26 protein-coding genes are annotated in these 26,552 nt (G+C 63.0%); 18 read left to right on the top strand and 8 right to left on the bottom strand.

What is annotated here, in order from left to right:
- Positions 1 to 21 precede the first annotated feature (21 nt).
- The 8 genes from PSOLE_RS01605 (at position 22) to pdxJ (ending at position 7,780) form a co-directional block, all read left to right on the top strand.
- Positions 22 to 1,446 (top strand): DegQ family serine endoprotease, encoded by a 1,425-nt coding sequence (locus PSOLE_RS01605; protein WP_074855617.1) that lies wholly within the window; start codon positions 22 to 24, stop codon positions 1,444 to 1,446.
- Positions 1,447 to 1,595: 149 nt separating this feature from the next.
- Positions 1,596 to 3,395, top strand: coding sequence for a translation elongation factor 4 (lepA, locus tag PSOLE_RS01600; RefSeq protein WP_004423882.1), 1,800 nt, complete (start codon positions 1,596 to 1,598; stop codon positions 3,393 to 3,395).
- Between the two features lie 6 nt (positions 3,396 to 3,401).
- Positions 3,402 to 4,256, top strand: coding sequence for a signal peptidase I (lepB, locus tag PSOLE_RS01595; protein ID WP_074855619.1), 855 nt, complete (start codon positions 3,402 to 3,404; stop codon positions 4,254 to 4,256).
- Between the two features lie 88 nt (positions 4,257 to 4,344).
- Positions 4,345 to 4,722: a DUF4845 domain-containing protein gene (locus PSOLE_RS01590; RefSeq protein WP_074855621.1), complete on the top strand. Its 378-nt coding sequence runs from the start codon at positions 4,345 to 4,347 to the stop codon at positions 4,720 to 4,722.
- A complete protein-coding gene (rnc, locus tag PSOLE_RS01585; RefSeq protein WP_074855623.1) occupies positions 4,719 to 5,408 on the top strand; it encodes a ribonuclease III in 690 nt (229 codons plus the stop codon). Before PSOLE_RS01590 ends, rnc begins: the two co-directional genes overlap by 4 nt.
- On the top strand, positions 5,401 to 6,300 hold the full coding sequence (gene era / locus PSOLE_RS01580; RefSeq protein ID WP_074855625.1) for a GTPase Era: 900 nt from the start codon (positions 5,401 to 5,403) through the stop codon (positions 6,298 to 6,300). Before rnc ends, era begins: the two co-directional genes overlap by 8 nt.
- Positions 6,301 to 6,351: 51 nt before the next feature.
- Positions 6,352 to 7,041: a DNA repair protein RecO gene (gene recO / locus PSOLE_RS01575; RefSeq protein WP_074855627.1), complete on the top strand. Its 690-nt coding sequence runs from the start codon at positions 6,352 to 6,354 to the stop codon at positions 7,039 to 7,041.
- Positions 7,034 to 7,780, top strand: coding sequence for a pyridoxine 5'-phosphate synthase (gene pdxJ, locus PSOLE_RS01570; protein WP_074855629.1), 747 nt, complete (start codon positions 7,034 to 7,036; stop codon positions 7,778 to 7,780). The genes recO and pdxJ overlap by 8 nt, the downstream gene beginning before the upstream one ends.
- Before the next feature lie 75 nt (positions 7,781 to 7,855).
- Here the strand turns inward: pdxJ and PSOLE_RS01565 are convergent, their stop codons facing one another.
- Positions 7,856 to 8,740 (bottom strand): LysR substrate-binding domain-containing protein, encoded by an 885-nt coding sequence (locus PSOLE_RS01565; RefSeq protein WP_074855631.1) that lies wholly within the window; start codon positions 8,738 to 8,740, stop codon positions 7,856 to 7,858.
- Between the two features lie 116 nt (positions 8,741 to 8,856).
- On the opposite strand from PSOLE_RS01565, the gene PSOLE_RS01560 reads away from it, so the two are divergent.
- On the top strand, positions 8,857 to 9,117 hold the full coding sequence (locus PSOLE_RS01560; RefSeq protein WP_074855633.1) for a hypothetical protein: 261 nt from the start codon (positions 8,857 to 8,859) through the stop codon (positions 9,115 to 9,117).
- A 63-nt stretch (positions 9,118 to 9,180) separates the two neighbouring features.
- Here the strand turns inward: PSOLE_RS01560 and cmoB are convergent, their stop codons facing one another.
- From cmoB to rapA, 4 genes are all read right to left on the bottom strand, one after another.
- Positions 9,181 to 10,149 (bottom strand): tRNA 5-methoxyuridine(34)/uridine 5-oxyacetic acid(34) synthase CmoB, encoded by a 969-nt coding sequence (cmoB, locus tag PSOLE_RS01555; protein WP_074855635.1) that lies wholly within the window; start codon positions 10,147 to 10,149, stop codon positions 9,181 to 9,183.
- Complete coding sequence (gene cmoA / locus PSOLE_RS01550) at positions 10,146 to 10,889, bottom strand: carboxy-S-adenosyl-L-methionine synthase CmoA (RefSeq protein ID WP_004423898.1); 744 nt, start codon at positions 10,887 to 10,889, stop codon at positions 10,146 to 10,148. Before cmoA ends, cmoB begins: the two co-directional genes overlap by 4 nt.
- Positions 10,890 to 10,987: 98 nt before the next feature.
- The gene (locus PSOLE_RS01545; protein ID WP_004423899.1) at positions 10,988 to 11,626 is read right to left on the bottom strand and encodes a lysoplasmalogenase; all 639 of its coding nucleotides are present in this window, start codon (positions 11,624 to 11,626) and stop codon (positions 10,988 to 10,990) included.
- A gap of 140 nt (positions 11,627 to 11,766) precedes the next feature.
- The gene (gene rapA / locus PSOLE_RS01540; RefSeq protein ID WP_074855637.1) at positions 11,767 to 14,610 is read right to left on the bottom strand and encodes an RNA polymerase-associated protein RapA; all 2,844 of its coding nucleotides are present in this window, start codon (positions 14,608 to 14,610) and stop codon (positions 11,767 to 11,769) included.
- A gap of 165 nt (positions 14,611 to 14,775) precedes the next feature.
- Here rapA and PSOLE_RS01535 point away from each other — a divergent pair, with 165 nt between their 5' ends.
- The 7 genes from PSOLE_RS01535 (at position 14,776) to PSOLE_RS01510 (ending at position 19,563) form a co-directional block, all read left to right on the top strand.
- Positions 14,776 to 15,069 (top strand): hypothetical protein, encoded by a 294-nt coding sequence (locus PSOLE_RS01535; RefSeq protein ID WP_004423901.1) that lies wholly within the window; start codon positions 14,776 to 14,778, stop codon positions 15,067 to 15,069.
- Positions 15,070 to 15,105: 36 nt separating this feature from the next.
- Positions 15,106 to 15,705 carry an alpha-ketoglutarate-dependent dioxygenase AlkB family protein gene (locus PSOLE_RS01530; protein ID WP_004423902.1) on the top strand — a complete coding sequence of 200 codons (600 nt, stop codon included), beginning with the start codon at positions 15,106 to 15,108 and terminating at the stop codon, positions 15,703 to 15,705.
- Positions 15,702 to 15,863, top strand: a complete 162-nt coding sequence (locus PSOLE_RS24205; RefSeq protein WP_004423904.1) for a hypothetical protein — start codon at positions 15,702 to 15,704, stop codon at positions 15,861 to 15,863. Before PSOLE_RS01530 ends, PSOLE_RS24205 begins: the two co-directional genes overlap by 4 nt.
- Before the next feature lie 204 nt (positions 15,864 to 16,067).
- On the top strand, positions 16,068 to 16,184 hold the full coding sequence (gene ccoM, locus PSOLE_RS24890) for a cytochrome c oxidase subunit CcoM (RefSeq protein ID WP_017361612.1): 117 nt from the start codon (positions 16,068 to 16,070) through the stop codon (positions 16,182 to 16,184).
- A gap of 195 nt (positions 16,185 to 16,379) precedes the next feature.
- Complete coding sequence (locus tag PSOLE_RS01520; RefSeq protein WP_244597259.1) at positions 16,380 to 18,422, top strand: FUSC family protein; 2,043 nt, start codon at positions 16,380 to 16,382, stop codon at positions 18,420 to 18,422.
- A 75-nt stretch (positions 18,423 to 18,497) separates the two neighbouring features.
- Entirely contained in the window at positions 18,498 to 18,701 is a 204-nt protein-coding gene (locus PSOLE_RS01515; protein WP_017361610.1) for a DUF1656 domain-containing protein, read from the top strand.
- A gap of 10 nt (positions 18,702 to 18,711) precedes the next feature.
- Positions 18,712 to 19,563 (top strand): efflux RND transporter periplasmic adaptor subunit, encoded by an 852-nt coding sequence (locus tag PSOLE_RS01510; RefSeq protein WP_074855639.1) that lies wholly within the window; start codon positions 18,712 to 18,714, stop codon positions 19,561 to 19,563.
- A 197-nt stretch (positions 19,564 to 19,760) separates the two neighbouring features.
- Here the strand turns inward: PSOLE_RS01510 and codA are convergent, their stop codons facing one another.
- The 3 genes from codA to PSOLE_RS01495 all read right to left on the bottom strand — a co-directional run bounded on the left by codA (position 19,761) and on the right by PSOLE_RS01495 (position 22,549).
- Entirely contained in the window at positions 19,761 to 20,996 is a 1,236-nt protein-coding gene (codA, locus tag PSOLE_RS01505) for a cytosine deaminase (RefSeq protein WP_074855641.1), read from the bottom strand.
- Positions 20,997 to 21,131: 135 nt separating this feature from the next.
- The gene (locus PSOLE_RS01500) at positions 21,132 to 21,602 is read right to left on the bottom strand and encodes a MaoC family dehydratase (RefSeq protein WP_074855643.1); all 471 of its coding nucleotides are present in this window, start codon (positions 21,600 to 21,602) and stop codon (positions 21,132 to 21,134) included.
- Positions 21,599 to 22,549, bottom strand: coding sequence for an alpha/beta hydrolase (locus PSOLE_RS01495; RefSeq protein ID WP_074855645.1), 951 nt, complete (start codon positions 22,547 to 22,549; stop codon positions 21,599 to 21,601). Before PSOLE_RS01495 ends, PSOLE_RS01500 begins: the two co-directional genes overlap by 4 nt.
- A gap of 232 nt (positions 22,550 to 22,781) precedes the next feature.
- Here PSOLE_RS01495 and fadD2 point away from each other — a divergent pair, with 232 nt between their 5' ends.
- Together fadD2 and fadD1 are read left to right on the top strand one after the other, a co-directional pair.
- Positions 22,782 to 24,470, top strand: a complete 1,689-nt coding sequence (gene fadD2, locus PSOLE_RS01490) for a long-chain-fatty-acid--CoA ligase FadD2 (protein ID WP_074855647.1) — start codon at positions 22,782 to 22,784, stop codon at positions 24,468 to 24,470.
- Between the two features lie 390 nt (positions 24,471 to 24,860).
- A complete protein-coding gene (fadD1, locus tag PSOLE_RS01485; protein WP_074855649.1) occupies positions 24,861 to 26,549 on the top strand; it encodes a long-chain-fatty-acid--CoA ligase FadD1 in 1,689 nt (562 codons plus the stop codon).
- The last annotated feature ends 3 nt before the right edge of the window (positions 26,550 to 26,552 follow it).

The raw sequence follows: 26,552 nt of genomic DNA, 5'->3' as shown, positions 1-26,552 counted from the left end.
TACATGGGGAGTGGTAATTCGATGAGAAAACTCAAGTCCATTGCGCCGTTGTTGGCGGTTGCCTTGCTCTGGGGGCAAAGTCTGCTGGCTCAGGCCAGCCTGCCTGATTTCACCGATCTGGTAGAAGAGGCCTCGCCTGCGGTGGTCAATATCAGTACCCGGCAGAAGATGCCCGAGCGCGCCGTTGCCGGCCATCCGGCGCTGCCTGATCTGGAAGGCCTGCCGCCGATGTTCCGCGAGTTCTTCGAGCGCAGCATTCCGCAGATGCCGCATAATCCGGGCGGTCGCCAGCGCGAAGCGCAGTCGCTGGGTTCCGGTTTCATCATCTCGCCGGACGGCTACATCATGACCAACAATCATGTGGTCGCCGATGCCGATGAGATCATCGTGCGCCTGTCCGACCGTAGCGAGCTGGAAGCCAAGCTCATTGGTGCAGACCCGCGCAGTGACGTCGCGCTGCTCAAGGTCGAGGGTAAGAATTTGCCCGTGGTGCGTCTGGGCAAGGCCGACGACCTCAAGGTTGGCGAGTGGGTGCTGGCCATCGGTTCGCCGTTCGGTTTCGACCATTCGGTGACGGCCGGTATCGTCAGTGCCAAGGGGCGTAACCTGCCGAGCGACAGCTACGTGCCGTTCATCCAGACCGATGTGGCGATCAACCCGGGTAATTCCGGCGGCCCGCTGTTCAACCTGCAAGGCGAGGTCGTGGGTATCAACTCGCAGATCTTCACTCGCTCCGGCGGTTTCATGGGGCTCTCCTTCGCTATTCCGATGGAAGTGGCCATGCAGGTCGCTGATCAGCTCAAAGCAGACGGCAAGGTCACGCGCGGCTGGCTCGGTGTGGTGATTCAGGAAGTGAACAAGGATCTGGCCGAGTCCTTCGGTCTCGACAAGCCGGCTGGCGCGCTGGTCGCGCAGGTGCTGGAAGGCGGCCCGGCAGACAAGGGCGGTCTGCAGGTCGGTGATGTGATCCTCAGCCTCAACGGCAAACCGATCATCATGTCGGCTGACCTGCCGCATCTGGTCGGTGGCTTGAAACCCGGTGAGAAGGCCGAGCTGAACGTGGTGCGCGACGGCTCCCGCAGGAAACTCGATGTGACGATCGGCACGCTGCCGGAAGAGGGGCAAGAGCTGGCCGCGTCGGGGCCGGCGCAGGGTGGTGAGCGCAGCAGCAATCGCCTGGGTGTGACAGTGGTCGAACTGACGGCCGAGCAGAAGAAAGGTCTCGACCTCAAGGGCGGTGTTGTGGTCAAGGAAGTGCTCGGTGGTCCTGCGGCTATGATTGGCCTGCGTCCTGGTGACGTGATCACTCATCTGAACAATCAGGCCATCGATTCCACTCGCACCTTCACTCAGGTGGCGCAGGATCTGCCGAAGAACCGTTCGGTATCCATGCGTGTGCTGCGTCAGGGGCGAGCCAGCTTCATCACCTTCAAGCTGGCTGAGTAACCCAGGTACGTTGAAGAGGGCGCTTTCGGGCGCCCTTCTTCGTATCTGCACCAGCGCTGTGCAGACGTGACGCCGTCGCGAGGGATCAGGTACAATCCGCGGCTATTTTCGGCAAGCGTCTTGCCCGTGCCTTCTTTGAGTGTTGATCTGTGAGTGACCTGAGTCATATCCGCAATTTTTCCATCATTGCCCACATTGACCACGGCAAGTCCACCCTGGCTGACCGTTTCATCCAGATGTGCGGCGGGCTCACCGCGCGTGAAATGGAGGCTCAGGTTCTGGACTCCATGGATCTGGAGCGTGAACGCGGCATTACCATCAAGGCTCACAGCGTCACGCTGCATTACAAGGCGCAGGACGGTAAAACCTATCAGCTGAACTTCATCGATACCCCCGGTCACGTCGACTTCACCTACGAAGTCTCGCGTTCGCTGGCGGCGTGCGAAGGTGCGCTGCTGGTAGTCGATGCCGGTCAGGGCGTCGAGGCGCAATCGGTTGCCAACTGCTACACCGCCATCGAACAGGGCCTTGAGGTCATGCCGGTGCTGAACAAGATGGACCTGCCGCAGGCCGACCCGGATCGCGTCAAGGACGAGATCGAGAAGATCATCGGCATCGACGCCACCGACGCGGTGGCCTGCAGTGCCAAGAGTGGCATGGGCGTGGACGAGGTGCTCGAACGCCTGGTGCAGACCATCCCGGCGCCGACCGGCGAGATCGATGCACCGCTGCAGGCGCTGATCATCGACTCCTGGTTCGACAACTACCTGGGCGTGGTCTCGCTGGTGCGTGTGCGCCATGGCCGCGTGAAGAAGGGCGACAAGATTCTGGTCAAGTCCACCGGCAAGGTGCACCTGGTCGACAGCGTCGGTGTCTTCACGCCGAAACACACCGCTACTGCTGATCTGAAAGCCGGTGAAGTAGGCTTCATCATCGCCAGCATCAAGGACATTCACGGTGCGCCGGTCGGTGACACCCTGACCCTGTCCTCAACCCCCGATGTCGAAGTGCTGCCGGGGTTCAAGAAGATCCAGCCGCAGGTCTACGCCGGCCTGTTCCCGGTCAGCTCAGACGATTTCGAGGACTTCCGCGATGCCCTGCAGAAGCTGACCCTCAACGATTCGTCGCTGCAATACGCGCCGGAAAGCTCCGATGCGCTGGGCTTTGGCTTCCGCTGCGGTTTCCTCGGCATGCTGCACATGGAAATCATCCAGGAGCGCCTGGAGCGCGAGTACGACCTGGATCTGATCACCACTGCGCCGAGCGTGATCTACGAGATCGAGCTAAAGACCGGTGAAACCATCACCGTTGACAACCCGTCCAAGCTGCCGGACGTCTCGGCTGTCGCTGACTTCCGCGAGCCGATCGTCACCGCCACCATCCTGGTGCCCCAGGAGCACCTGGGTAATGTGATTACCCTGTGCATCGAGAAGCGTGGTGTGCAGCGTGATATGCAGTTCCTCGGTTCCCAGGTTCAGGTGCGTTACGACCTGCCGATGAACGAAGTGGTGCTGGACTTCTTCGACCGTCTGAAGTCGACCAGCCGGGGTTATGCCTCGCTGGACTATCATTTCGATCGCTACCAGTCCGCCAATCTGGTCAAGCTGGATGTACTGATCAACGGCGACAAGGTCGATGCCCTGGCATTGATCGTGCATCGCGATAACGCCGCCTACAAAGGCCGTGCATTGACCGAGAAGATGAAGGAACTGATTCCTCGGCAGATGTTCGACGTGGCGATCCAGGCAGCCATTGGCGGCCAGATCATCGCGCGGACCACTGTCAAGGCGCTCAGAAAGAACGTACTGGCCAAGTGTTACGGTGGCGACGTGAGCCGTAAGAAGAAGCTGCTGGAGAAGCAGAAGGCCGGTAAGAAACGCATGAAGCAGGTCGGCAACGTGGAAATTCCGCAAGAAGCCTTCCTTGCCGTGCTCAGGTTGGATAGCTAAGGCTCTATGTCGATCAATTTCCCGCTTCTGTTGGTTATCGCGGTTGCCGTTTGCGGCTTCCTGGCCCTGATCGATCTGATCCTGCTGGCTCCGCGCCGCCGTGCGGCGATTGCGGCGTACCAGGGGCGGGTCGACGATCCCGACGACAGGGTGCTGGAGCGCCTGAACAAGGAGCCGTTGCTCGTCGAGTACGGCAAATCCTTCTTCCCGGTGCTGGCTATCGTGCTGGTGCTGCGCTCGTTTCTGGTCGAGCCATTCCAGATTCCTTCCGGGTCGATGAAGCCGACCCTGGAAGTGGGTGATTTCATCCTGGTCAACAAGTTCGCTTATGGCATTCGTCTGCCGGTGATCGACGAGAAGATCATCGAGGTGGACAACCCGCAGCGCGGCGATGTGATGGTATTCCGCTACCCCAGCGATCCCCGTATCAACTACATCAAGCGTGTGGTGGGGTTGCCGGGGGATCGCATCGAGTACACCCAGGGCAAGCGTCTGCTGATCAATGGCGAGCCGGTGGCCGAGACGCTGATCAGTGAAGAACCGGGTAGCCTGGGTGGTGCGATGCTCTACCAGGAGCGCCTGGGCCAGGCCGAGCACACCATCCGCAAGGAAATGACCCGCATGCGCCGCGAGCCCGGTGGCCAATGGGTGGTGCCGAAAGGGCACTACTTCATGATGGGCGACAACCGTGACAACTCCAACGACAGCCGTTACTGGCGTGATCGTCATATCCCTCAGGAGCTGTGGGGCATGGTTCCGGACGACCATATCGTCGGCAAGGCCTTCGCCATCTGGATGAGCTGGCCGGAGCCCAAGACCAGCAATCTGCCCAATTTCTCGCGGGTCGGCCTGATTCATTGAGCACTGGCGCGCTGTTCAATACAGCGCCACAGGCTATAAATAGCGTAGCCGTCAGGCTTTCCGACAAGACCGTTCATTGGGGATACACATGACTTTCGCGCGCTCGCAGCAGGGGCTTTCCATTCTGGGTTGGCTGGTGGTTCTGGCCGTGGTGGCATTTTTTGCCAGCACCGCGTTCAAGATGTTGCCGCACTATATGGATTACATGTCGCTGGAGAAGATCATCACCTCGGTCGAAACCGACAAGGCTGCAGATGTTCGTACCGTCGGCGAGTTTTACAACCACGTCAGCAAGGGGATGCAGGTCAACAATATCCGTGATCTGAACCTGCGTGATGTGCTCAAGGTGACGCAGGAGAACAATGAATTCCGCGCTCACCTCAAATATGAAAAACGTGAGCCGCTGATCGAGAACCTCGATCTGGTGGTCAATTTCGATAAAGAATTTCGTGTACGAATGCCGTGAACCCTGACCTTTCCCGCCTCGAGCGCAAGCTCGGCTATCGCTTCAAGGACCAGGACCTGATGGTTCTGGCCCTGACCCATCGCAGTTTCGCCGGCCGCAACAATGAGCGGCTGGAATTTCTCGGTGATGCCATCCTCAATTTCGTCGCCGGTGAAGCGCTGTTCGAGCGTTTCCCGCAAGCCCGTGAGGGCCAGTTGTCGCGCCTGCGTGCGCGCCTGGTCAAGGGCGAGACGCTGGCCGTGCTGGCCCGTGGTTTTGAACTTGGCGAATACCTGCGCCTGGGCTCCGGTGAGCTGAAGAGCGGTGGTTTTCGTCGTGAGTCGATCCTCGCCGATGCGCTCGAAGCGCTGATCGGTGCCATCTACCTGGATGCCGGCATGGACGCCGCGCGTGAGCGCGTGCTGGACTGGCTGACCGGCGAGCTCGATGGCCTGACCCTGGTCGACACCAACAAGGATCCGAAAACGCGGCTGCAGGAGTTTCTGCAGTCACGTGCCTGTGAACTGCCTCGTTACGAGGTGGTGGACATTCAAGGTGAGCCGCACTGCCGTACCTTCATGGTCGAGTGCCAGGTTTCCCTGCTTAATGAAAAGACCCTGGGCCAGGGCGGCAGCCGGCGTATCGCCGAGCAGGTCGCTGCGGCTGCGGCGCTGATCGCCCTCGGGGTGGAGAATGGCAATGACTGATGCACCTGTGACCCGCTGCGGCTACGTCGCCATCGTCGGCCGGCCCAACGTGGGCAAGTCGACGCTGCTCAACCACATTCTCGGACAGAAGCTGGCGATCACCTCGCGCAAACCGCAGACCACCCGCCATAACATGCTCGGAATCAAGACCGAGGGCGAGATTCAGGCCGTCTACGTCGATACCCCGGGGCTGCACAAGAACAACGAGAAGGCACTCAACCGCTACATGAATCGCAGCGCCAGCACAGCGCTGAAGGACGTTGACGTCGTGGTGTTCGTGGTCGACCGCATGCGCTGGACCGACGAAGACCAACTGGTGCTGGAGAAGGTGCAGTACGTCAAATGCCCGATCCTGCTGGCGGTGAACAAATCCGACCGCCTGGAAGACAAGAGCGAACTGCTGCCGCACCTGGGCTGGCTGGCCGAGCAATTGCCGCAGGCCGAGATCGTACCGATCTCCGCGCTGCAGGGGCAGAACCTCGACACCCTGGAGAAGCTGGTGGGCGAGCGCCTGCCGGAGTCCGAGCATTTCTACCCGGAAGACCAGATCACCGATCGTTCCAGCCGCTTCCTGGCGGCCGAGCTGATTCGCGAGAAGATCATGCGCCAGCTCGGCGCCGAGCTGCCGTACCAGATCACCGTGGAGATCGAGGAGTTCAAGCAGGAGGGCCGTATCCTGCATATCCACGGTCTGATCTTGGTGGAACGCGACGGACAGAAGAAGATCATCATCGGCGACAAGGGCGAGCGCATCAAGCGCATCGGCCAGGAAGCACGTAAGGACATGGAAACCATGTTCGACTCCAAGGTGATGCTCAACCTCTGGGTCAAGGTCAAGGGTGGCTGGTCCGACGACGAACGCGCCCTGCGTTCATTGGGGTACCTGGATTGAGTCATCTGCCGCCAGTTCAGTGCTGCGCGGCTTTTGCCTGAGGCTTGCAACGTGCAGCTTGCCGCTTATGTCTTGCATAGCCGTCCCTACAAGGAAAGCAGCGCCCTGGTGGATTTCTTCACTGCCCAGGGCCGTATTCGCGCGGTGCTGCGCGCCGCGCGCGGCAAGGTCGGCAGCATTGCCCGGCCTTTCGCCCCGCTGGAACTGGAGCTGCGTGGGCGCGGTGAGCTGAAGACCGTCGGCCGCCTGGAAAGCGCCGGTATTCCGCTGCTGTTGACGGGCGAGGCGCTGTTTTCCGGTCTCTATCTCAACGAACTGCTGATCCGCCTGTTGCCGGCCGAAGACCCGCACCCCGTGATGCTCGAACACTACGGTCTGACGCTGCAGGCACTGGCTGCCGGCCGGGCGCTGGAGCCGCTGCTGCGCGCGTTCGAATGGCGCCTGCTTGACGAGCTGGGCTACGGTTTCGCCCTGGATCGTGACCTGCACGACCAACCCATCGATCCAACGGCACTTTACCGTTGGCAGCAGGACATCGGCCTGGTGCCGGTGGTACAACTGCAACCCGGTGTGTTTCAGGGCCGCGAGCTGCTGGCCATGGCCGAAGCCGACTGGCACACGCCGGGCGCGCTGGCCGCCGCCAAGCGCCTGATGCGCCAGGCGCTGGCACCCCATCTTGGCGGCAGGCCCCTGGTCAGCCGCGAACTTTTCATGACGCTCAAGGAGTCCAAGCGTGACTGAGGCCAATCGTATTCTGCTCGGCGTGAACATCGACCACGTCGCCACCCTGCGCCAGGCTCGCGGTACGCGTTACCCGGACCCGGTCAAGGCTGCGCTGGACGCCGAAGAAGCCGGTGCCGATGGCATCACCGTGCACTTGCGCGAAGATCGCCGACATATCCAGGATCGTGATGTGCGCGTGCTGGCCGACGTGCTGCAGACGCGGATGAACTTCGAAATGGGCGTCACCGATTTCATGCTCGGCTTCGCCGAGCAGATCCGTCCGGCGCACGTGTGCCTGGTGCCGGAAACTCGCCAGGAACTGACCACCGAAGGCGGTCTGGACGTGGCCGGGCAGGAAGCGCGTATCGCCGCAGCGGTCGAGCGTCTGACGCTGGCGGGTTGCGAGGTGTCGTTGTTCATCGATGCTGAAGAGCGGCAGATCGAAGCGGCCATGCGCGTCGGCGCGCCGGTTATCGAACTGCACACCGGTCGTTACGCCGATGCCCATACGGCAGAAGAAGCTGCGCATGAGCTGTCGCGTATCCGTGATGGCGTCATTTGCGGCCTCAACCACGGGCTGATCGTCAATGCCGGTCATGGGCTGCACTACCACAACGCCGAGGCCGTGGCCGCGATTCCCGGCATCAACGAACTGAACATCGGCCACGCCATCGTCGCCCATGCGCTGTTCGTCGGCTTCAAGCAGGCGGTCGCCGAGATGAAAGCGCTGATCGTCGCGGCTGCCTACCGCGGCTAGCGTACTTTGTGGGAGGGGCTTCAGCCGCGACTTTCGATGGTCTATCGCCGCTGAAGCGCCTCCCACTTCGTTCGTTCAATCCTGGCTGAAAGCCTGAACCATCTGCCTGGCGAGCGCCTCGACGGTGTCGTTGTGTTGATGGCCGAGAATCAGCTTGATGTGGTACTCGCCAAGGGCGGGCAAGCCTTGTTCTGCGCCGAGTCGGCGTAGCGGCGGCTTGACCAGGCTGCGGGGGAAAGGCGCGATGGCCAGGTCGGCGGTCATCGCCGCTTCCTGGCCAGCGCACTGCTCGCAGGAATAGGCGATGCGATAGGCAAGCCCCTGCCGATCCAGTGCATCGAGCGCGGTGCGGCGCCAGGCGCAGCCGGGGTTGGCCAGTGCCAGCGGCAAGGGCGAGCGCTGCATGGCCAGGCCACCGTCACGCACGGCCCAGACCAGCTCCTCCGAATAGATCACTTCGCCGCGCGCATCATCCAGGCCGTCGTTGCCGGCGTTGATCAGGGTCAGGTCCAGCTCGCCGGCATCCAGCTTCGCCACCAGATCCACACTGCGCCCGACATTGACCTCGACCTCCACGGCCGGATGGCTGCAGGCGAACAGAGTCAAAACACTCGGTAGTACGCGGTCGCCGATATCGTTCGGCGTACCGAAGCGCACGCGGCCGGTCAGCGTCGGGGTGAGAAAGCGTGCCACCGCTTCTTCGTTGAGCTTGAGCAGACGTCTGGCGTAGCCCAGCAGCAGCTCGCCTTCGGCTGTCAGTTGCACGCGCCTGGCCTCGCGGGAGAACAGGCGCTGGCCCAGTGTTTCCTCCAGACGCTTGATCTGCAGGCTGACGGCTGCCGTGCTACGAAACACCTGGGCGGCGGTGCGGGTAAAGCTGCCGCTGTCGGCGATGGCGACGAAGGTGCGCAACACATCGCTTTCCAGAAGCGGCAGGGCGGTCGTGGCTGTCATGTTCATGATCGTTAAACATTACTTAATTAGGTCTTTGGTATTTGTCGTTTTTTTGAACGATAGGCGCGTTTCATTCTGATCGTAAGCCCGGCACAGGCCGGCAGCGAAACGGAGGAAATGCCATGAACAGTTCGAGCAAGTACGACAAGTCGCGCCCGGCCATGCCCGAGTTCTACATGCCGGCCATGTGGCCGCTGGATCTGCAGAACGCAATCGTCGACTGGATTGGTGCCTGGTTCTGGCGTCGGCGCATGCGTCGTCTATTGGCGCAGGACACCGAGGGGGCTATTCGTCTGGGTAGCGCCCGTGGTGTGGTGGAGCAGGGCGCCGGTGAGCCGCTGCTTTTGATTGCCCAGCGGCGTGCGCGTTGGCTGCGACCGTAGGGCGGGTGCAACCCGCCAATTGCAGTCTGGCGGGTTGCACCCGCCCTACGAGACTCGCTGTGCCTAGGGCTTGCGCGCGACAAGCACGGCGCGGGTCGGTGCCGGCAGGCCTTCGACGGTGCGGCTGTGGTCGGCCGGGTCGAGGAACTCGGGCAGCGACTGGAAGCGCATCCACTCGGTGGCGCGTTGTTCTTCCACCGAAGTCGTGCTGACGTCGACGCAGCGCACATCCTCGAAGCCGGCGCGGCGCAGCCAGCGCTCCAGGGCCGGCACCGAGGGCAGGAACCAGACATTGCGCATCTGCGCGTAGCGGTCTTCGGGCACCAGCACCTGCTCGGCATCGCCTTCGACCACCAGGGTTTCCAGCACCAGCTCGCCGCCCTTGACCAGGGCATCCTTCAGGTCGAGCAGATGGTCGATGGGCGAGCGACGGTGGTACAGCACACCCATGGAGAACACCGTGTCGAAGCCTTGCAGCTTGGCTGGCAGCTCCTCGAAGGCCAGTGGCAGGTGCCACACTGGTTGATCCGGCAGGTAGCGCTTCATCGCCAGGAACTGGCAGAGGAACAACCAGTTGGGGTCGATGCCGACCACGCTGTTTGCGCCTGCACCGAGCATGCGCCACATGTAGTAGCCGTTGCCGCAACCGACATCGAGGATGCGTTTTCCGCGCAGATCCAGGTGCGGGGCGACGCGCTGCCATTTCCAGTCCGAGCGCCATTCGGTGTCGATGTGTACGCCGAACAGCTCGAACGGCCCCTTGCGCCAGGGAATCAGGCCCTGCAGAGCGGTTTTCAATTGCGCGCGGGTGGCGTCATCGCAGGCGCCGCCGAAGGCGAAGCGCTGCAGCAGCTCCACCTCACTCACCGGTAACTCAGGCAGTGCCTGCACGGCGCCGTACCAGCGCGCCAGGTCGCCGTGACCGATGGCCAGCTTGGCATCGAGCTGGCCGGGCAGCTCACAAGCCCAGTCCAGCAGCGGGGTGCCGGCCAGTTGCGCCTGCAGCGCGTCGAGATCCAGGTCGCGCATCATGGCAGGGCCACCAGCGAGGCGAAGTTAAGGCACTGGAACCAGGGCACCACCTTGCTGAAACCGGCAGCCAGCAGGCGTTCGCGGTGCTGCTGGAGGCTGTCGGGTAGCATCACCTTCTCGATGGCGCTGCGTTTCTGCGCGATTTCCAGCTCGCTGTAGCCGTTGGCACGTTTGAAGGCTACATGCAGCTCTGTGAGCAGCTCATGCTCGGCGGCATCCTCGAAGCGCAGCTTTTCCGAGAGAATCAGCGCGCCACCGGGCAGCAGCGCCTGGCGAATGCGCGTGAGCAATTCCAGGCGGCGCTCCGGGGGGATGAACTGCAGGGTGAAGTTGAGCGTGACCAGCGAGGTGGGGTGCAGGTCGAGGGCCAGGATGTCGGCTTCGATCACCTGCACCGGCAGCAGCTCCTGGAACATGGCGTCCTGGGCGTGCAGGTATTCGCGGCAGCGTTCGACCATGGCTGGCGAGTTGTCCACCGCGATCACCTGGCAGCCGTCCGCTTTTACATGGCGGCGCAGTGCCTGGGTCACCGCGCCGAGCGAGGCGCCGAGGTCATACAGTGTAGTGTGCGCCTCGGCGAACTGGCCGGCGAGTACGCCGATGTTCTCGACGATGGTCGGGTAGCCGGGCACCGAGCGCTTGATCATGTCGGGGAAGACCCGCACCACGTCCTCGTTGAAGACGAAGTCGGGCACCTCGGGCAGAGGTTGGGCGAACAGACGATCAGGTTCTTGGCTCACGGCAATCGCAACGGGTAGCGGGAAAGGCCGGCATTTTAGCCAAGTGCGCGCCTGCCGTCAGGGCTTTCCCGCTGCCTGGCAGGGGTATCAATCGCCTGCTAGGTCTTGGTGCGTTCGAAGGCCGAAGCGGCAATACCCCACTGGCCGAGCCAGTAGGTGAGGATGATGGCATAGGGCGCGGCGTCGAAGCTGACGACGAAGCGATCGATGCCGATCAGGCTATCGGAGAGCATGAACAGCGTCGCGCCGCCGACGGCCAGCCAGGCCGAACGTGTTTGCAGGCCAGGCTGACCGAGACGCGCCAGGGCCCGCCAGAGCATCAGACAGATTGCCATGGCATAGCAGGCCACCGGAATCAGCAGGCTGCCCAAGCCGCCGCTCGCCAGTACGGCGAACATCGTTGCGCCTGCCAGCAGTGCTAGCAGCAGGGCGGGCAAGGCAAGTCGGCGGCTGTCGGAACAGTAGGCGTACAGGTAGGCCAGATGAGCCAGCAGGAAGGCGCCGAGGCCGAATACGAAGAGGTCTTGCGGCCAGTCGAGCAGAATGTCGCCGAGCAGAGAACACAGCAGGCCAATGCCGATCCAGCGCCGGTAGGTGCCGGCGGGTGCCTGGCGTAGCCAGAGCAGCAGGGCGATCACCGGGATGCCTTTGCTCAGCAGGCTGAGTTGCACATCACCGCTGATCCGGCCGTAGATAAAGACCGCAGCACCCACCAGACCGAGCAGCAACCAGCGCATGACAAGACTCCCTGTGTTATCGGATGCGCAACTATGGCCAGTGGCTGGACGCTTGCCAATGCGAGAGGTGCCAAAGCGAGTGGCAGATCGTGCCGCTGTACGGTGGGTGAGGGCGATACCTGCACCCACTGCGTTCAGCGTCAGCCTGCAACCAGTACGCGGATGGCTTCCAGGCGCAGGGCAGCCTTGTCGAACATTGCCAGGCTCTGTTCGCGCTGCTCGCGCAGGGCGTTGATCTCGCTGTCGCGCACGCTTGGGTTGACCGCCTGCAGGGCGACCAGGCGCGCCAGTTCTTCGTCCAGTTCGGCGATCAGGCGGCGCTTGGCCTCACTCACGCGCTCGACATGGCGCGGCATGACCTTGGCTTCGGCGTCGTTGATCTGCTTGGCCAGTACGTCGCGCTGGGCCTGGACGAACTTGTTGGCGCTGGCACGCGGTACGCTTTCCAGCTGGTCGTTGAGCGTCTCGAAACCAACCTTGGCGGCCAGGTCGTTGCCATTGGCGTCGAACAGGCAGCGCAGCGCCGCTGGCGGCAGGAAGCGCCCCAATTGCAGTTTGCGCGGGCCGACCACTTCGCTGACGTAGAGCAGTTCCAGCAGCACGGTGCCAGGCTTGAGCGCCTTGTTCTTGATCAGCGCGACGGCGGTGTTGCCCATCGAGCCGGACAGCACCAGGTCCATGCCGCCTTGCACCATGGGGTGTTCCCAGGTGAGGAACTGCATGTCCTCGCGGGCCAGGGCCTGCTCGCGGTCGTAGGTGATGGTCACTGCTTCGTCGTCACCCAGGGGGAAGCTGGCATCGAGCATCTTCTCGCTGGGGCGCAGGATCAGGGCGTTGTCGGAGTGGTCTTCGCTGTCGATGCCGAAGGCGTTGAACAGCTCTTCCATGTAGATCGGCAGGGTGAACTGGTCGTCCTGCTCGAGGATCGCCTCGACCAGTGCTTCGCCTTCACCGGCGCCGCCGGAGTTCAGCTCCAGCAGGCGGTCGCGGCCGCTGTGCAGCTCGCCCTCCAGACGGATGCGCTCGGCGGTGGCTTCTTCCACCAGTTGTTGCCACTGGCCATCGTCGCCGTTTTCCAGCAGCGGCAGCAGGCGTGGGCCGAACTGGTGCTGCAGGGCGTTGCCGGTGGGGCAGGTGGCGAGGAAGGCGTTCAGCGCCTGGTGGTACCACTGGAACAGGCGTTCCTGCGGGCTGTTCTCCAGGTAAGGCACGTGCAACTGGATGCGGTGCTTCTGGCCGATGCGGTCGAGACGGCCGATGCGCTGTTCGAGCAGGTCCGGGTGAGCCGGCAGGTCGAACAGCACCAGATGATGGGCGAACTGGAAGTTGCGGCCTTCGGAGCCGATTTCCGAGCAGATCAGCACCTGCGCGCCGAATTCTTCGTCGGCGAAGTAGGCGGCGGCGCGGTCGCGCTCGAGGATGCTCATACCTTCGTGGAACACCGTCGCCGGGATGCCGGAGCGCACGCGCAGGGCGTCTTCCAGATCCAGCGCGGTTTCGGCGTGGGCACAGATCACCAGCACCTTGAACTTCTTGAGCATCTTCAGGGTGTCGATCAGCCACTCGACGCGCGGGTCGAAGCGCCACCAGCGCTGCTCCTCGTCCACTTCGTCCTGCGCCTGGTAGCTGACTTCCGGGTACAGCTCGGCATGCTCGCCGATCGGCAGCTCCAGGTATTCGTCCGGACTCGGCAGCGGGTAGGGGTGCAGTTCGCGCTCGGGGAAGCCTTGCACGGCGGCGCGGGTGTTGCGGAACAGCAGGCGGCCGGTGCCGTGGCGATCCAGCAGCTCGCGCACCAGGCGCGCGCGCGCCTGTTCGTCGCCGCCGTCGATGGCATCGAGTAGTTCGCGACCTTCGTCGCCGAGGAAGCCGCCGATGGCGTCGCGCGCCTGGGCGCTGAGCCTGCCCTGGTCGAGCAGTTCCTGTACCGCTTCGGCCACCGGGCGGTACTGGCTACTTTCGGCGCGGAAGGCTTCCAGGTCATGGAAGCGGGCCGGGTCGAGCAGGCGCAGGCGGGCGAAGTGGCTGTCCTGGCCGAGCTGCTCCGGGGTGGCGGTGAGCAGCAGCACGCCGGGGATGACCTCGGCAAGCTGCTCGACCAGCGAATACTCGGCGCTGGCCTGTTCCGGGTGCCAGACCAGGTGGTGGGCCTCGTCGACTACCAGCAGATCCCAGCCGGCGGCGAACAGGGCGTCCTGAGCCTTCTCGTCTTCCTTCAGCCACTCTAGGGCGACCAGCGCCAGTTGGCAGTCCTCGAAGGGGTTGCTGGCGTCGCTTTCCATGAAACGCTCGGCGTCGAACAGGGCGACGTCGAGGTTGAAACGCCGGCGCATTTCCACCAGCCACTGGTGCTGCAGGTTTTCCGGCACCAGGATCAGCACGCGGCTGGCGCGGCCGGAGAGCAGCTGGCGATGAATCACCAGGCCGGCTTCGATGGTCTTGCCCAGGCCCACTTCGTCGGCCAGCAGGACGCGCGGGGCGATGCGGTCGGCCACTTCACGGGCGATGTGCAACTGGTGGGCGATCGGTTGAGCGCGGGCGCCGCCCAGGCCCCAGAGTGACGACTGCAGCAGGCGGCTGTTGTGTTCGAGGCTGTGGTAGCGCAGGGCGAACCAGGCCAGCGGGTCGATCTGGCCGGCGAACAGGCGGTCGCTGGCCAGGCGGAACTGGATGAAGTTCGACAACTGAGTTTCCGGCATGGTGACCGGCTGATGCTGGGCATCGAGGCCGTGGTAGACCAGCAGGCCGTCGACGTCCTCGACTTCCTGCACGGTGAGCTTCCAACCCTCGAAATGGGTGATCTCGTCACCCGGGGCGAAGCGTACACGGGTCAACGGAGCATTGCGCGTAGCGTACTGGCGGGTTTCGCCGGTGGCCGGGTAAAGCACGGTGAGCAGGCGGCCATCCTCGGCGAGGATGGTTCCCAGACCCAATTCCGCTTCGCTGTCACTGATCCAGCGTTGCCCCGGTTGATATTGCGCCATGCCTGTCTGTCTCCCGCGTGAAAAGCCGGCTATGGTAACGGATGCAGCGCCACGGCCAAAGCAGTCATGACACTATTGCCGTGCGGCTTAGTCAAAAGTGTAGCGAGCACCGGCTAAAGTCGCGGCTCACGGGGCCGACAGCCTGACCAAAGGAGGTGCTGCAACGTGCTACCGCCGATCCCCCACAGTCTGGTGCCGGTCACTGCTACGCAAGACGTGATCAAGCCCAGGCCCGAGATTCCTCCGGTGACCCCGGCTTCGGAGAGCGCCAAGGAAAGTGCGCTGAGCTTGGACAAGCGGCACCCGCAGGAAACCGAGGAGCTGCTGCGTGAAGAGCAGCGTCGTCGTCAGCGGCGCGGCTACACCCCCGAGCAACTGGCTGAGGCCGAGCCGGAAGAGCTGGAGCAAGCGCTAGGTGATCTGCCCAGGCAGGGGCTGTGGGTAGACGTTGAAGTCTGAGACACTGATTTCATCCTCTTCTTCATAGACCTCACGATGCTGTTCGCCGACCCCTTGCCCGCACTTGCCGATGCCGAGCTGGATTATCTGCCCGGCTGGGTCGACGCTGCCCTGGCCGATAGCTGGCTGCAAGCACTGGTCGAGCAAACGCCCTGGCAGCAACCCGAGTTGTTCATCCATGGTCGCTATCACCGCACGCCACGGCTGACCGCCTGGTATGGCGAGCCCGAGGCGCGTTACCGCTATTCCGGGAAGATCCACGAGCCCTTGCCCTGGACGCCGCTGCTGGACGAGATTCGCCAACGGGTCGAGAAAGAAGTCGAGCAATCGCTCAATGCCGTGCTGCTCAATCATTACCGCGACGGCCAGGACTCCATGGGCTGGCACAGCGATGCCGAGCCTGAGCTGGGGCGCAATCCGTTGATCGCCTCGCTCAATCTGGGCGGCAGCCGGCGCTTCGATCTGCGTCGGCTTGGCAGCATGCGCATCGAGCATTCGCTGACGCTGGAGCATGCTTCGCTACTGGTCATGCGCGGGCCAACCCAGCATCATTGGCAACATCAAGTGGCGAAGACGCGCCAACGCTGCGCGCCACGCCTGAACCTGACCTTTCGCCTGATCCGGTTTCCGCTATGAGCAATGACGACAAGCTGATCGACTTCGCCGCCGAGCGCGACAAGCGTATCCACGATCTTAACGACAAGCGCCTCAACGAGATGCGCCAGGTGTTCGAGCAGGTATTGCCGCTGGGCAAGGGCAGGAAGAAGTCCAAGAGCAAACCCAAGAAGCGCTGAAACTCCCGCCGTTTGCGTGTCAGGCACAGCTGCCAGGCTGTGCTTCGCGCCCCGTACCCCCCCCCCGATTTCTTGACCTGGGTCAGTATTCCCCAAGGCCTGGTCACGCCTGCTCTCCAGCCATTGATCCAGGTCAATTTTCCCGCCGCTCGTGCTGATAACGTGAAGCCATCCCAGACAGACAGGCACAACAGGAGGCAGCCCATGTTCGTCGATACAGTGGTTCTCGCCGGAGTCGGCACCGTACTTCTGATGGTCGCGTTCTTCGGGGGGGTTGGTTACTTCATCTGGAAGGATGCGCACAAGCGCAAGCAGAGCTGATCCTTCCAGTTCACTGGGCACGCAAGGCAATTCGGGCGACTTCGGTCGCCCTTTTTTTATTTGCGCGCTGCCAGCCTGAGATCGCGGCACCTTCTGGACATAAATGCTTAGCTAGCTAATAATTGAATTTCGCACGGAAGCGCAACTCAATAGCTACAGCTATGTTCAGAGCTGAGATTTCTTCAGGTAGCCACCGTGCGTGATTCCTTGCTGGCGTTTCTCGCGCCAAGCTCACAAGCCGTTCAATTCGCCATCAAGACCCTACTCGGCGGTGGTCTGGCGTTGTGGTGCGCGCTGCGTTTCGGTCTGGAACAGCCGCAATGGGCGCTGATGACCGCGTTCATCGTCGCCCAGCCGCTGTCCGGCATGGTGGTGCAGAAGGGCCTGGCGCGGCTGCTCGGCACGCTGGTCGGTACTTTCATGGCCGTGGTGATGATGGGGCTGTTCGCCCAGGCGCCGCTGCTGTTCGTGCTGGCATTCGCCTTGTGGTTGGCGCTGTGCACGGCATCCTCGACCATGCTGCGCAGCGCCTGGTCCTACGCCTTCGTGCTGGCCGGCTACACCGTGGCGATCATCGCCTTGCCGGCCATTGGCAAGCCGCATGTGGTGTTCGATGAAGCCATCGCCCGCTGCACGGCAATCTGTCTGGGCATCATCTGCGCGACCCTAAGCAGCGCCTTGCTCTGGCCGCAGCGCGTCGAACGGCAACTGGCGCAGCAGGCGCGCAACGCCTGGCAGGCCGGCGTCGCGGCGTCGCGCCAGGCGCTGGCGGGTGAAGCCGACTCGCGGCAAGGCTTGCTGGAAGTGCTGGCGCGCATCGTCGCCGTGGATGCTCAGCGGGAGCACGCCTGGTTCGAGGGCGCGCGTGGCCGTCAGCGCGCCGTGGCGCTGAGGGTACTGAGCCGCGATCTGCTCGGCATGTTGCGTCTGGCCCGTGGCGTGGCGCGGCAGTGGCGACAGTTGAGCAGCGCCGAAGCGCAGAGCGTTGCGCCCTGGCTGCAAATGGTGGATGAGCGCCTGCAGCAGGAGCAGCCAGCGGGCCTGCTGGAGCTGGTCGAGCAACTGCGCCAGGCGGCGCAGGACGAAGAACTGAGCAGTGGCCAGCAGCTGTTCCTGGAGCGGTTGATGGTGCTGCTGTTGCGTGTCGAGGACGCCAGTCGTGCCTTGCTCGCAGTCGAGGAGGGCAGAGCGCCGGCCGATGCGCCGCGCGCCTTGTCCTGGCACTACGACTGGCAGACTGCGCTGGTGTATGGCTCGCGCAGTGCGCTGACCTTCCTGGTTCTGGCTGCATTCTGGCTGGCCACTGGCTGGACCCACGCCACCGGTGCGCTGCTGCTGGCCTGCGTGGTGTGCAGCCTGTTCGCCCGGCTCGAAGCGGCGCCGCAGATCGGCATGATGTTTCTGCGCGGCATCTTCTACGCACTGCCAGTGGCGTTCTTCGTCGGGCAGATTCTGATGCCGCAGATCGACGGCTTCGTGATGCTCTGCATGGTGCTGGGTGTGCCGTTGTTCTTTGGTGTGCTTGGCATGGCCAAGCCGGCGACGGCTGCGACTTCGACCTCGTTTTGCCTGCACTTCATCGTGCTCTGTCTGCCGGCGCCGGGTGTCGGCTACAACGTCGAGTTCTTCCTCAACGAAGCGCCCGGCATGCTGATGGGCGTGGGTTGTGCGGTGATGGCCTTCAAGCTGGTGGTGCTGCGCAATCCGGTCTGGCATGGCCGTCGCCTGATGCAGGCGATCCTGGTCGATCTCGGGCGGCTGACCCGGCGCGATCTGGGCCGCGCCGAAAACTGGTTCGGCGGGCGCATGGCTGATCGTCTGTTGCAGCTGGCGCGGCATTATCCGGCGCGGCCGGATCAGGCGCGCAGCCGCTGGGACGATGGCGTGGCCGGGCTTGATCTGGGCGACGAGTTGCTGCACCTGCGTAAGTGCCTGGCCAATGCCGATGCTGGCCTGGCGCGGTCGCAGCGGCGTTTCCTGGAGCGCCTCGACGACGCGTTGGAGCGTGGTCCTGCACCAGGCGGTGAAGATGACCTGAACGCAGCGGTGGTCGAACTGCAAGAGGCGCTGCGCGCCTGCACGCCGAGCATCGACAAACGTCTGGCCGAGGCGGCGCTGTTGCAGCTGCAGAACGGCTGGCGCCACTGGTGCCAACTCAGAACCTGTGTAGGGCCTAGCGAGCTAGAGCCGTGCAAGGCAAAAACAGGCGAAGACGCGGAGTTTACAAGCGGTAAATGAGCAGTCTGAGCCTGTTTTTAACGCAGCAGGGCCGACGCGCAGCAGGTCGTACACTGGTTCTGGAGGGAGGAGCGCATGGGTTTGCATGAATGGTCGCTGGGCGGCGTATTGCTGAGCCCGATGGCGGCCTACGCGGTATTGGCGCTGTTGCTGACCGGCGTGTTGCGCCTGGGGTTGCAGCGCATCGGGCTGTCGCGCTGGATCTGGCACGAAGCCCTGTTCGATTGTGCCTTGTATGTCTGTGTCCTGGCTGCGGTGATTGCCGTGCTGGGGCGGTAAGGAGAAAAGCATGCGTTCGACCATTCGAGTCGGCATCACCCTGGCCATGGTGACGGCGGCGATTTTCGCCGGCTCCTGGATCTGGCAGCACTACATGTACTCGCCCTGGACGCGCGACGCTCGGGTGCGCGCCGACGTGGTGACCATCGCCCCGGACGTGTCCGGCTGGGTGGTCGAGCTCAAGGTGCGCGACAACCAGCAGGTCAAGGCGGGTGATCTGCTGATGAGCATCGACCGCGATCGCTATCAGGCGGCGGTGGAGAAAGCCAAGGCGGTGGTGGATATTCGCCGCCAGCAATTGAGTCTGCGAGAACACGAGGCATCGCGCCGTTCCCGTCTGGGCGCCCAGGCGATCAGTGCCGAGCTGCTGGAAAACGCGCAGATCAACGCCGAGATGGCGCGCAGCGAATACCGCGAAGCGCAGGCTGATCTGCGTGTAGCCGAGCTGAATCTGGCACGCAGCGAAGTGTATGCCCCGCGCGATGGGCAGATCACCAATCTGGTGCTGGCGCAGGGTAACTACATCAATGCCGGGCAGGCAGTGATGGCGCTGGTCGATACCGAATCGTTCTACGTGCAGGCGTACTTCGAGGAAACCAAGTTGCCGCGCATACAGGTTGGCGCGCCGGTCGAGGTGTGGCTGATGGGCGGTGATGAGCAGATTCGTGGCGAGGTCGAAAGCATCAGTCGTGGCATCACCGACCGCAACGCCAGCCCGGATGGGCAACTGCTGGCCAATGTCGAGCCGACCTTCAACTGGGTGCGCCTGGCGCAGCGCATTCCGGTGCGCATCAAGCTCGATCAGGTACCCGAGAGCATGGTGCTGAGCGCCGGCATGACCGCCAGCGTAAGGGTGGAGTAGCGCGGTTCTGACTGGTAGGAGCCGCGCCTCGCGGCGAATGGTTCAGGCAACGTCGATAATGAGTTGAACCCACTATTCGCCCCGGGGCGGGGCTCCTACAGTCCGAAGGATGGGCAACGCGAAGCTTGTCCACCGCTTGGACTGACGCAATGGTGGATGAAAGAAGCGTCATCCACCCTGCGACCAATTGAACGTGATCAGGCGCGCTCGATCTGTGCCGGCGTGCGGCGCATCAGCACCTTGCCGTGACGTACCGACACCAGTGCGTGGCCCTGGCTGCGCACCATCTCGTAATCGTCCGGCGCCGATAGGATCAGCAGGTTGGCCGGGCGACCGGCCTCCAGCCCGTAACGATCACCCAGCGCCAGGGCGCGCGCCGAGTTGTCGGTGATCAGATCCAGGCTGCGCTTGAGGTCTTCGTAGCCAAGCATGTGGCAGATGTGCAGGCCGGCTTCGAGGATGCGCAGGATGTTGCCGTTACCCAGCGGATACCAGGGGTCGACGATGGAGTCCTGGCCGAAGCAGATGTTCATCCCGGCGCGGTCGATCTCGGCCACGCGGGTCAGGCCGCGTCGTTTCGGGTAGGTGTCGAAGCGGCCCTGCAGGTGGATGCTCTCGGTGGGGCAGGAGATGAAGCTGATGCCGCTCATCTTCAACAGGCGGAACAGCTTGGAACAGTAAGCGTTGTCGTAGGAGCCCATGGCCGTGGTGTGACTGGCGGTGACCCGCGCGCCCATGCCGCGCACGCGGGCCTCCTCGGCCAGCACCTCGAGAAAGCGTGACTGCGGGTCGTCGGTCTCGTCGCAGTGCACGTCCACCAGGCAGCCGGTGCGTTCGGCCAGCTCCATCAGGAACTTGATCGACGACACGCCCTGGTCACGGGTGTTCTCGAAGTGCGGGATGCCACCGACCACATCGGCGCCCAGTTCCACGGCTTGCTCCATCAGTGCGCGCCCGTTGGCGTAGGACTCGATGCCCTCCTGCGGGAAGGCGACGATCTGCAGGTCGATCAGGTGGCGGGTTTCCTCGCGCACTTCGAGCATGGCCTTGAGCGCTGCCAGGGTCGGGTCGGTGACGTCGACGTGGGTGCGTACGTGCTGGATGCCGTGGTCGACCAGCATGTCGATGGTCTTCTTGGCGCGGGTCTTGGTGTCCTCATGGGTGACCAGCGCCTTGCGCTCGGCCCAGCGCTCAATGCCCTCGAACAGCGTGCCGCTCATGTTCCAGGCCGGCTCACCGGCGGTGAGGGTGGCGTCGAGGTGGATGTGTGGCTCGACGAAGGGCGGCACCACGAGATTGCCGGCTGCGTCCAGGTCGCCCTCGGCGATGGGATGCAGGGCGTGCTGGGCCTCGACGGCGGCGATGCGCTCGCCGTCCAGGGTGATGCGGTGCAGGCCGTCGCGGCCGCGCAGGCGGGCATTGTGGATGATCATCGGATCTCCTCTCAGGCAGGCGACGACGCGATGCGTGTGTGCCTGCGTTCGTGCGACTCTTATGGCGAGCAGCCGGTCAGCGCTTCGATCCTGGCTGGCGCGCGACCTTGAGGCCGCACACCCGCGTCCAGTGCATCAGTTGACGGTCACCTGCGGCATCGGTGGCATGGTCACGGTCTGCTCGGCGCTCGGGGCGAGCACTTCGGCTTCGCCGTCGACCACTTGCTTGCCGTCCTGGTTGAACACGCGGGTGGCGATGCGCACGCGGTTCTTTGGCAGCTTTTCCAGCACTTCCAGTTTCACGGTGAGGGTGTCGCCGAGTTTCACCGGGCGGGTGAACTTGAGCTGCTGTCCAAGGTAGATGGTGCCCGGGCCGGGCAGGTTGCAGGCAATGGCAGCGCTGATCAGCGCGCCGGTGAACATGCCGTGGGCTATGCGTTCCTTGAACATCGTCTCGGCGGCGAAGGCGGCGTCCAGATGCACCGGGTTGTTATCGCCCGATACTGCCGCGAACAGCTGCACGTCGCGCTCTTGCACCTGCTTTTCGAAGCTGGCTTGCTGGCCGACGCTGAGGGCTTCGTAAGGGATATTGGTGACCTGAGTCATGGACACTCCTTGATTGGGCTTCGACCATGGCTCAGCGCCTGCTGCAGCCAGTCGATCAGGTGGGCGGTGACCTCGTCGCGATTGCTCTCGTTGAGCAGCTCATGACGGGCCTCGGGATAAATCTTCAGTTGCACGTCGCGCACGCCGGCCTCGCGCAGGGCGCCAGCCAGATCACCCAGGCGCTTGCCGTCGCTGACTGGGTCGCGCGAGCCGCCGATCACCAGCAGCGGCAGGTCGGCATCGATCTGCGCCAGGTTGCTGGGCGGGGTGATGTGCTGCAGGCCATCGAGCAGGTCGCACCACAACTGCGTGGTGCAGACGAAACCGCACAGCGGATCGGTCACGTATTTGTCCACTTCCGCCGGGTCGCGGCTGAGCCAGTCGAAGGCCGTGCGGTTGGGCTTGAAGGCTTTGTTGAACGAGCCGAAGGAGAGAAAATCGATGACCTTGCTGCGCCCTTTGGGGCCCAGGCGCCAGCGCTCGAAGCCGGCGATCAGTCTGGCGGCCTTGTACAGCGCCACGGGCTGGTAATTGGAGCCGCAGAGCACGGCGCCCTGCAGGCTGCAGCTATGGCCCAGCAGATAGGCCATGCCGATGTAGCTGCCCATGCTGTGGCCGAACAGGAAGATTGGCGTATGCGGGTGCTGCTGGCGAATGTGGTGGTTGAGGGTGGACAGGTCGCCGACCACCTTGCTCCAGCCGTCTTCATCAGCATAGTGGCCAAGGGTACCGCGTTCGGCGGTAGCGCCATGGCCGCGCTGATCCAGCGCGTAGAGCGCGAAGCCTGCCGCGACCAGGGCTTCAGCCAGGCGTGCGTAGCGCAGGCTGTGCTCGGCCATGCCATGGGCCAGCATGACCGCCGCGCGTGGCGGTTGATCCGCGTGCCAGTGGTTGACGTGCAGGTGCAGACCGTCCTGGGTGGCCAGGGGAAAGGTGTTGTGGCGCATGGCTAATCCTTGTGCCGGAGATTGGCGGCATTGTGCACCCTGACGGGTGTCAGGCAAAGCGTGGGCGAATTTCCCGTGAGTCGTAAAGATCGGTTACGAATCACTGCATTTATAGCGAAATTCAGCCCATCAATGACGCCTTCGAGCTATTTGCGGCGCCGCTCTGAACTGCTACTTTCCGGGCAGTCCCGCACTGCGGGCCAGATCACTTCAGGGGAAGAGGACAAGAACAATGCAACCTGATTTCTGGAACGACAAGCGCGCTCCCGGCGTGCCTAACGATATCGACCTGTCCAGCTACAAGTCGGTGATCGAAGTATTCGAGCGCTCATGCAAGCGCTTTGCCGACCGTCCGGCCTTCAGCAATCTCGGCGTGACGCTGACCTATGCCGAGCTGGATCGTCTCTCCGCGACCTTCGCCGCCTACCTGCAGAAGCACACCGACCTCAAGCCGGGCGATCGTATCGCGGTGCAGATGCCCAACGTGTTGCAGTATCCGATCGCCGTGTTCGGCGCCATGCGCGCCGGGCTGATCGTGGTCAACACCAACCCGCTGTACACCGCTCGTGAGATGCGCCACCAGTTCAAGGATGCCGGGGTGCGTGCGCTGGTGTACCTGAACATGTTCGGCAAGTTGGTGCAGGAAGTGCTGCCGGATACCGAGATCGAGTACCTGATCGAAGCCAGGATGGGTGACCTGCTGCCAAGCCTCAAGGGCTGGTTGGTCAACACCGTGGTGAAGAAGGTCAAGAAGATGGTGCCCGACTACCATCTGCCCCAGGCCATTGCCTTCAAGCAGGTGCTCAAGCAGGGTCACGGCCAGACGCTGACGCCGGTCAAAGCCAGCCACGACGACATCGCCGTGCTGCAATACACCGGCGGCACCACCGGTGTGGCCAAGGGCGCCATGCTCACCCACGGCAACCTGGTGGCCAACATGCTGCAGGTGGACGCCTGCCTGGCGCAGCTCGGTGATGACGGCACGCCGCTGATGAAACAGGGGCAGGAGATCATGATCGCGCCGCTGCCGCTGTACCACATCTATGCCTTCACCGCGAACTGCATGTGCATGATGCTCAACGGCAACCAGAATGTGTTGATCACCAATCCGCGCGACATCCCCGGCTTCGTCAAGGAGCTGGGCAAGTGGAAGTTTTCTGCGCTGCTGGGTCTCAACACCCTGTTCGTTGCGCTGATGGATCACCCGGAGTTCAAGAACCTCGATTTCTCCAGCCTCAAGGTCACCAACTCCGGTGGTACCGCGCTGGTCAAGGCCACCGCCGAACGCTGGCAGCAGATAACCGGCTGCACTGTGGTCGAAGGTTACGGCCTGACCGAAACCTCGCCGGTGGCCAGCACCAACCCTTATGGCGATAGGGCGCGCCTGGGTACGGTCGGTATTCCGGTGCCGGGCACGGCGTTCAAGGTGATCGACGACGACGGCAACGAGCTGCCGCTGGGCGAACGCGGTGAGCTGTGCATCAAGGGCCCGCAGGTGATGAAGGGCTACTGGCAGCGTGAGGAAGCGACCGCCGAAGTGCTCGACGCCGAGGGCTGGTTCAAGACTGGCGACATCGCGGTGATCGACCCGGACGGCTTCGTGCGTATTGTCGACCGCAAGAAGGACATGATCATCGTCTCCGGCTTCAACGTGTATCCCAACGAGATCGAGGATGTGGTCATGGCCCACCCGAAGGTCGCCAGTTGCGCCGCTATCGGTGTGCCGGACGAGAAATCCGGGGAGGTGGTCAAGCTGTTCGTGGTGCCGCGTGACGGCGGTGTCACCGCGGAAGAACTCAAGGCCTACTGCAAGGAAAACTTCACCGGCTACAAGGTGCCCAAGCACATCGTGTTCAAGGACGCCCTGCCCATGACCCCGGTCGGCAAGATCCTGCGCCGCGAGCTGCGCGATATCGCCTGACCCCAGAGCCCCTTCCCGCTGCAGGGAAGGGGCTTCCCGCCTCCTGCTGCCGTCGGCAGTCCAATTGTTGTGATTTCGTAACCGCCACTGCCTGTTGCATGCGCTACCGCACTGCAGCGGACACACTTACGCGCTAGGCTCCAAGCGCTGCAATATGCGGGCTAGAGGCTTTTCGTCGATCATCGGCAGAAAACTCGCGTTGTGACTTGTTGGTCCTTTTCGGTCACTTTTACGACTGCGTAGGCCGTTCTTGGTGCTGGTGGGCCTCTGGCAAAGCTGCTACTCTCGGCGCGCTTCCGGGCCTTGGGCCAGCGGGAAAGCGAGCTAAATACACAACAAACAACCGCCGTTGCGCGGTTAAGATCAGCTGTTGCTTAGGAGTGGGCTTCCATGACCGAAAACTTCTGGAAGGACAAGTATCCCGTTGGGGTTGCTGCCGAAATCAATCCCAATCAGTACCCGAATATCCTCGCGGTATTGAAAGAGTCCTGCCAACGCTTCGCCGACAAGCCTGCTTTCAGCAACCTGGGCAAGACGCTCACCTACGGCGAGATCTACAAGCTCTCCGGTGACTTCGCCGCCTACCTGCAGAAACACACCGATCTCAAGCCCGGCGACCGCATCGCCGTGCAACTGCCCAACGTCCTGCAGTACCCCGTCGTGGTCTTCGGTGCCATGCGCGCCGGCCTGGTGGTGGTCAACACCAACCCGCTGTACACCGCGCGGGAAATGGAGCACCAGTTCAACGACTCCGGCGCCAAGGCGCTGATCTGCCTGGCCAACATGGCCCATCTGGCCGAACAGGTCGTGCCCAAGACCGGCGTCAAGACCGTGATCGTCACCGAAGTCGGCGACATGCTGCCGACCTTCAAGCGTCTGCTGGTCAATGCCGTGATCAAGCACGTGAAGAAGATGGTGCCGGCCTACAACCTGCCCAAGGCGGTCAAGTTCAACGATGCCCTTGCCAAGGGTCGTGGCCAGTCCTTCACCGAAGCCAACCCGAGCAACGATGACATCGCCGTGCTGCAGTACACCGGTGGCACTACTGGTGTAGCCAAGGGCGCGATGCTGACCCATCGCAACCTGGTGGCCAACATGCTGCAGGTCAAAGAGCTGATGGGCGCCAACCTCAATGAAGGTTGCGAGGTGCTGATCGCGCCGCTGCCGCTTTATCACATCTACGCCTTCACCTTTCACTGCATGGCGATGATGCTGATCGGTGGCCACAACATCCTGCTGACCAATCCGCGCGACCTGCCGGCGGTGGTCAAGGACCTGGCCAAGTACCGCTTCACCGGTTTCGTTGGCCTCAATACCCTATTCGTTGCCCTGTGCAACAACGAGGACTTCCGCAAGCTGGACTTCTCCAGCCTGAAGCTCACCGTCTCCGGCGGCATGGCCCTGCAACTGGCCACCGCCGAGCGCTGGAAGGAAGTCACTGGCTGCGCCATCTGCGAAGGCTTCGGGATGACCGAGACCAGCCCGGTGGTCACGGTCAACCCGTTCAGCGCCATCCAGCTCGGTACCATCGGCATTCCGGTGCCCTCGACCCTGTGCAAGATCGTCAACGACGACGGCCAGGAATTGGCCATCGGCGAAATCGGCGAGCTGTGCGTGAAAGGCCCGCAGGTGATGAAGGGCTACTGGCAGCGCCAGGAAGCCACTGATGAAATCCTCGACGCCGAAGGCTGGTTGAAGACCGGTGATATCGGCCTGATCCAGGAAGACGGCTACCTGCGTATCGTCGACCGCAAGAAGGACATGATTCTGGTGTCCGGCTTCAACGTCTACCCGAACGAACTGGAAGATGTGCTGGCAACTCTACCGGGCGTACTGCAGTGCGCCGCCATCGGTATCCCTGACGAGAAATCCGGTGAAGCGATCAAGGTGTTCGTGGTGGTCAAACCAGGCGAGAGCGTGACCAAGGAGCAGGTGATGGAGCACATGCGCGCCAACCTCACCGGCTACAAGGTACCCAAGGCCGTCGAGTTCCGCGACATGCTGCCGACCACCAACGTCGGCAAGATCCTGCGTCGCGAATTGCGCGACGAAGAGCTGAAGAAGATGGGCAAGAAGTGATTC

Source organism: Pseudomonas oleovorans subsp. oleovorans, assembly GCF_002197815.1.
GTDB lineage: Bacteria > Pseudomonadota > Gammaproteobacteria > Pseudomonadales > Pseudomonadaceae > Aquipseudomonas > Aquipseudomonas oleovorans.
Note: the sequence above shows the minus strand (reverse complement) of the source record. Positions and strands in the feature narration are given on the sequence as shown.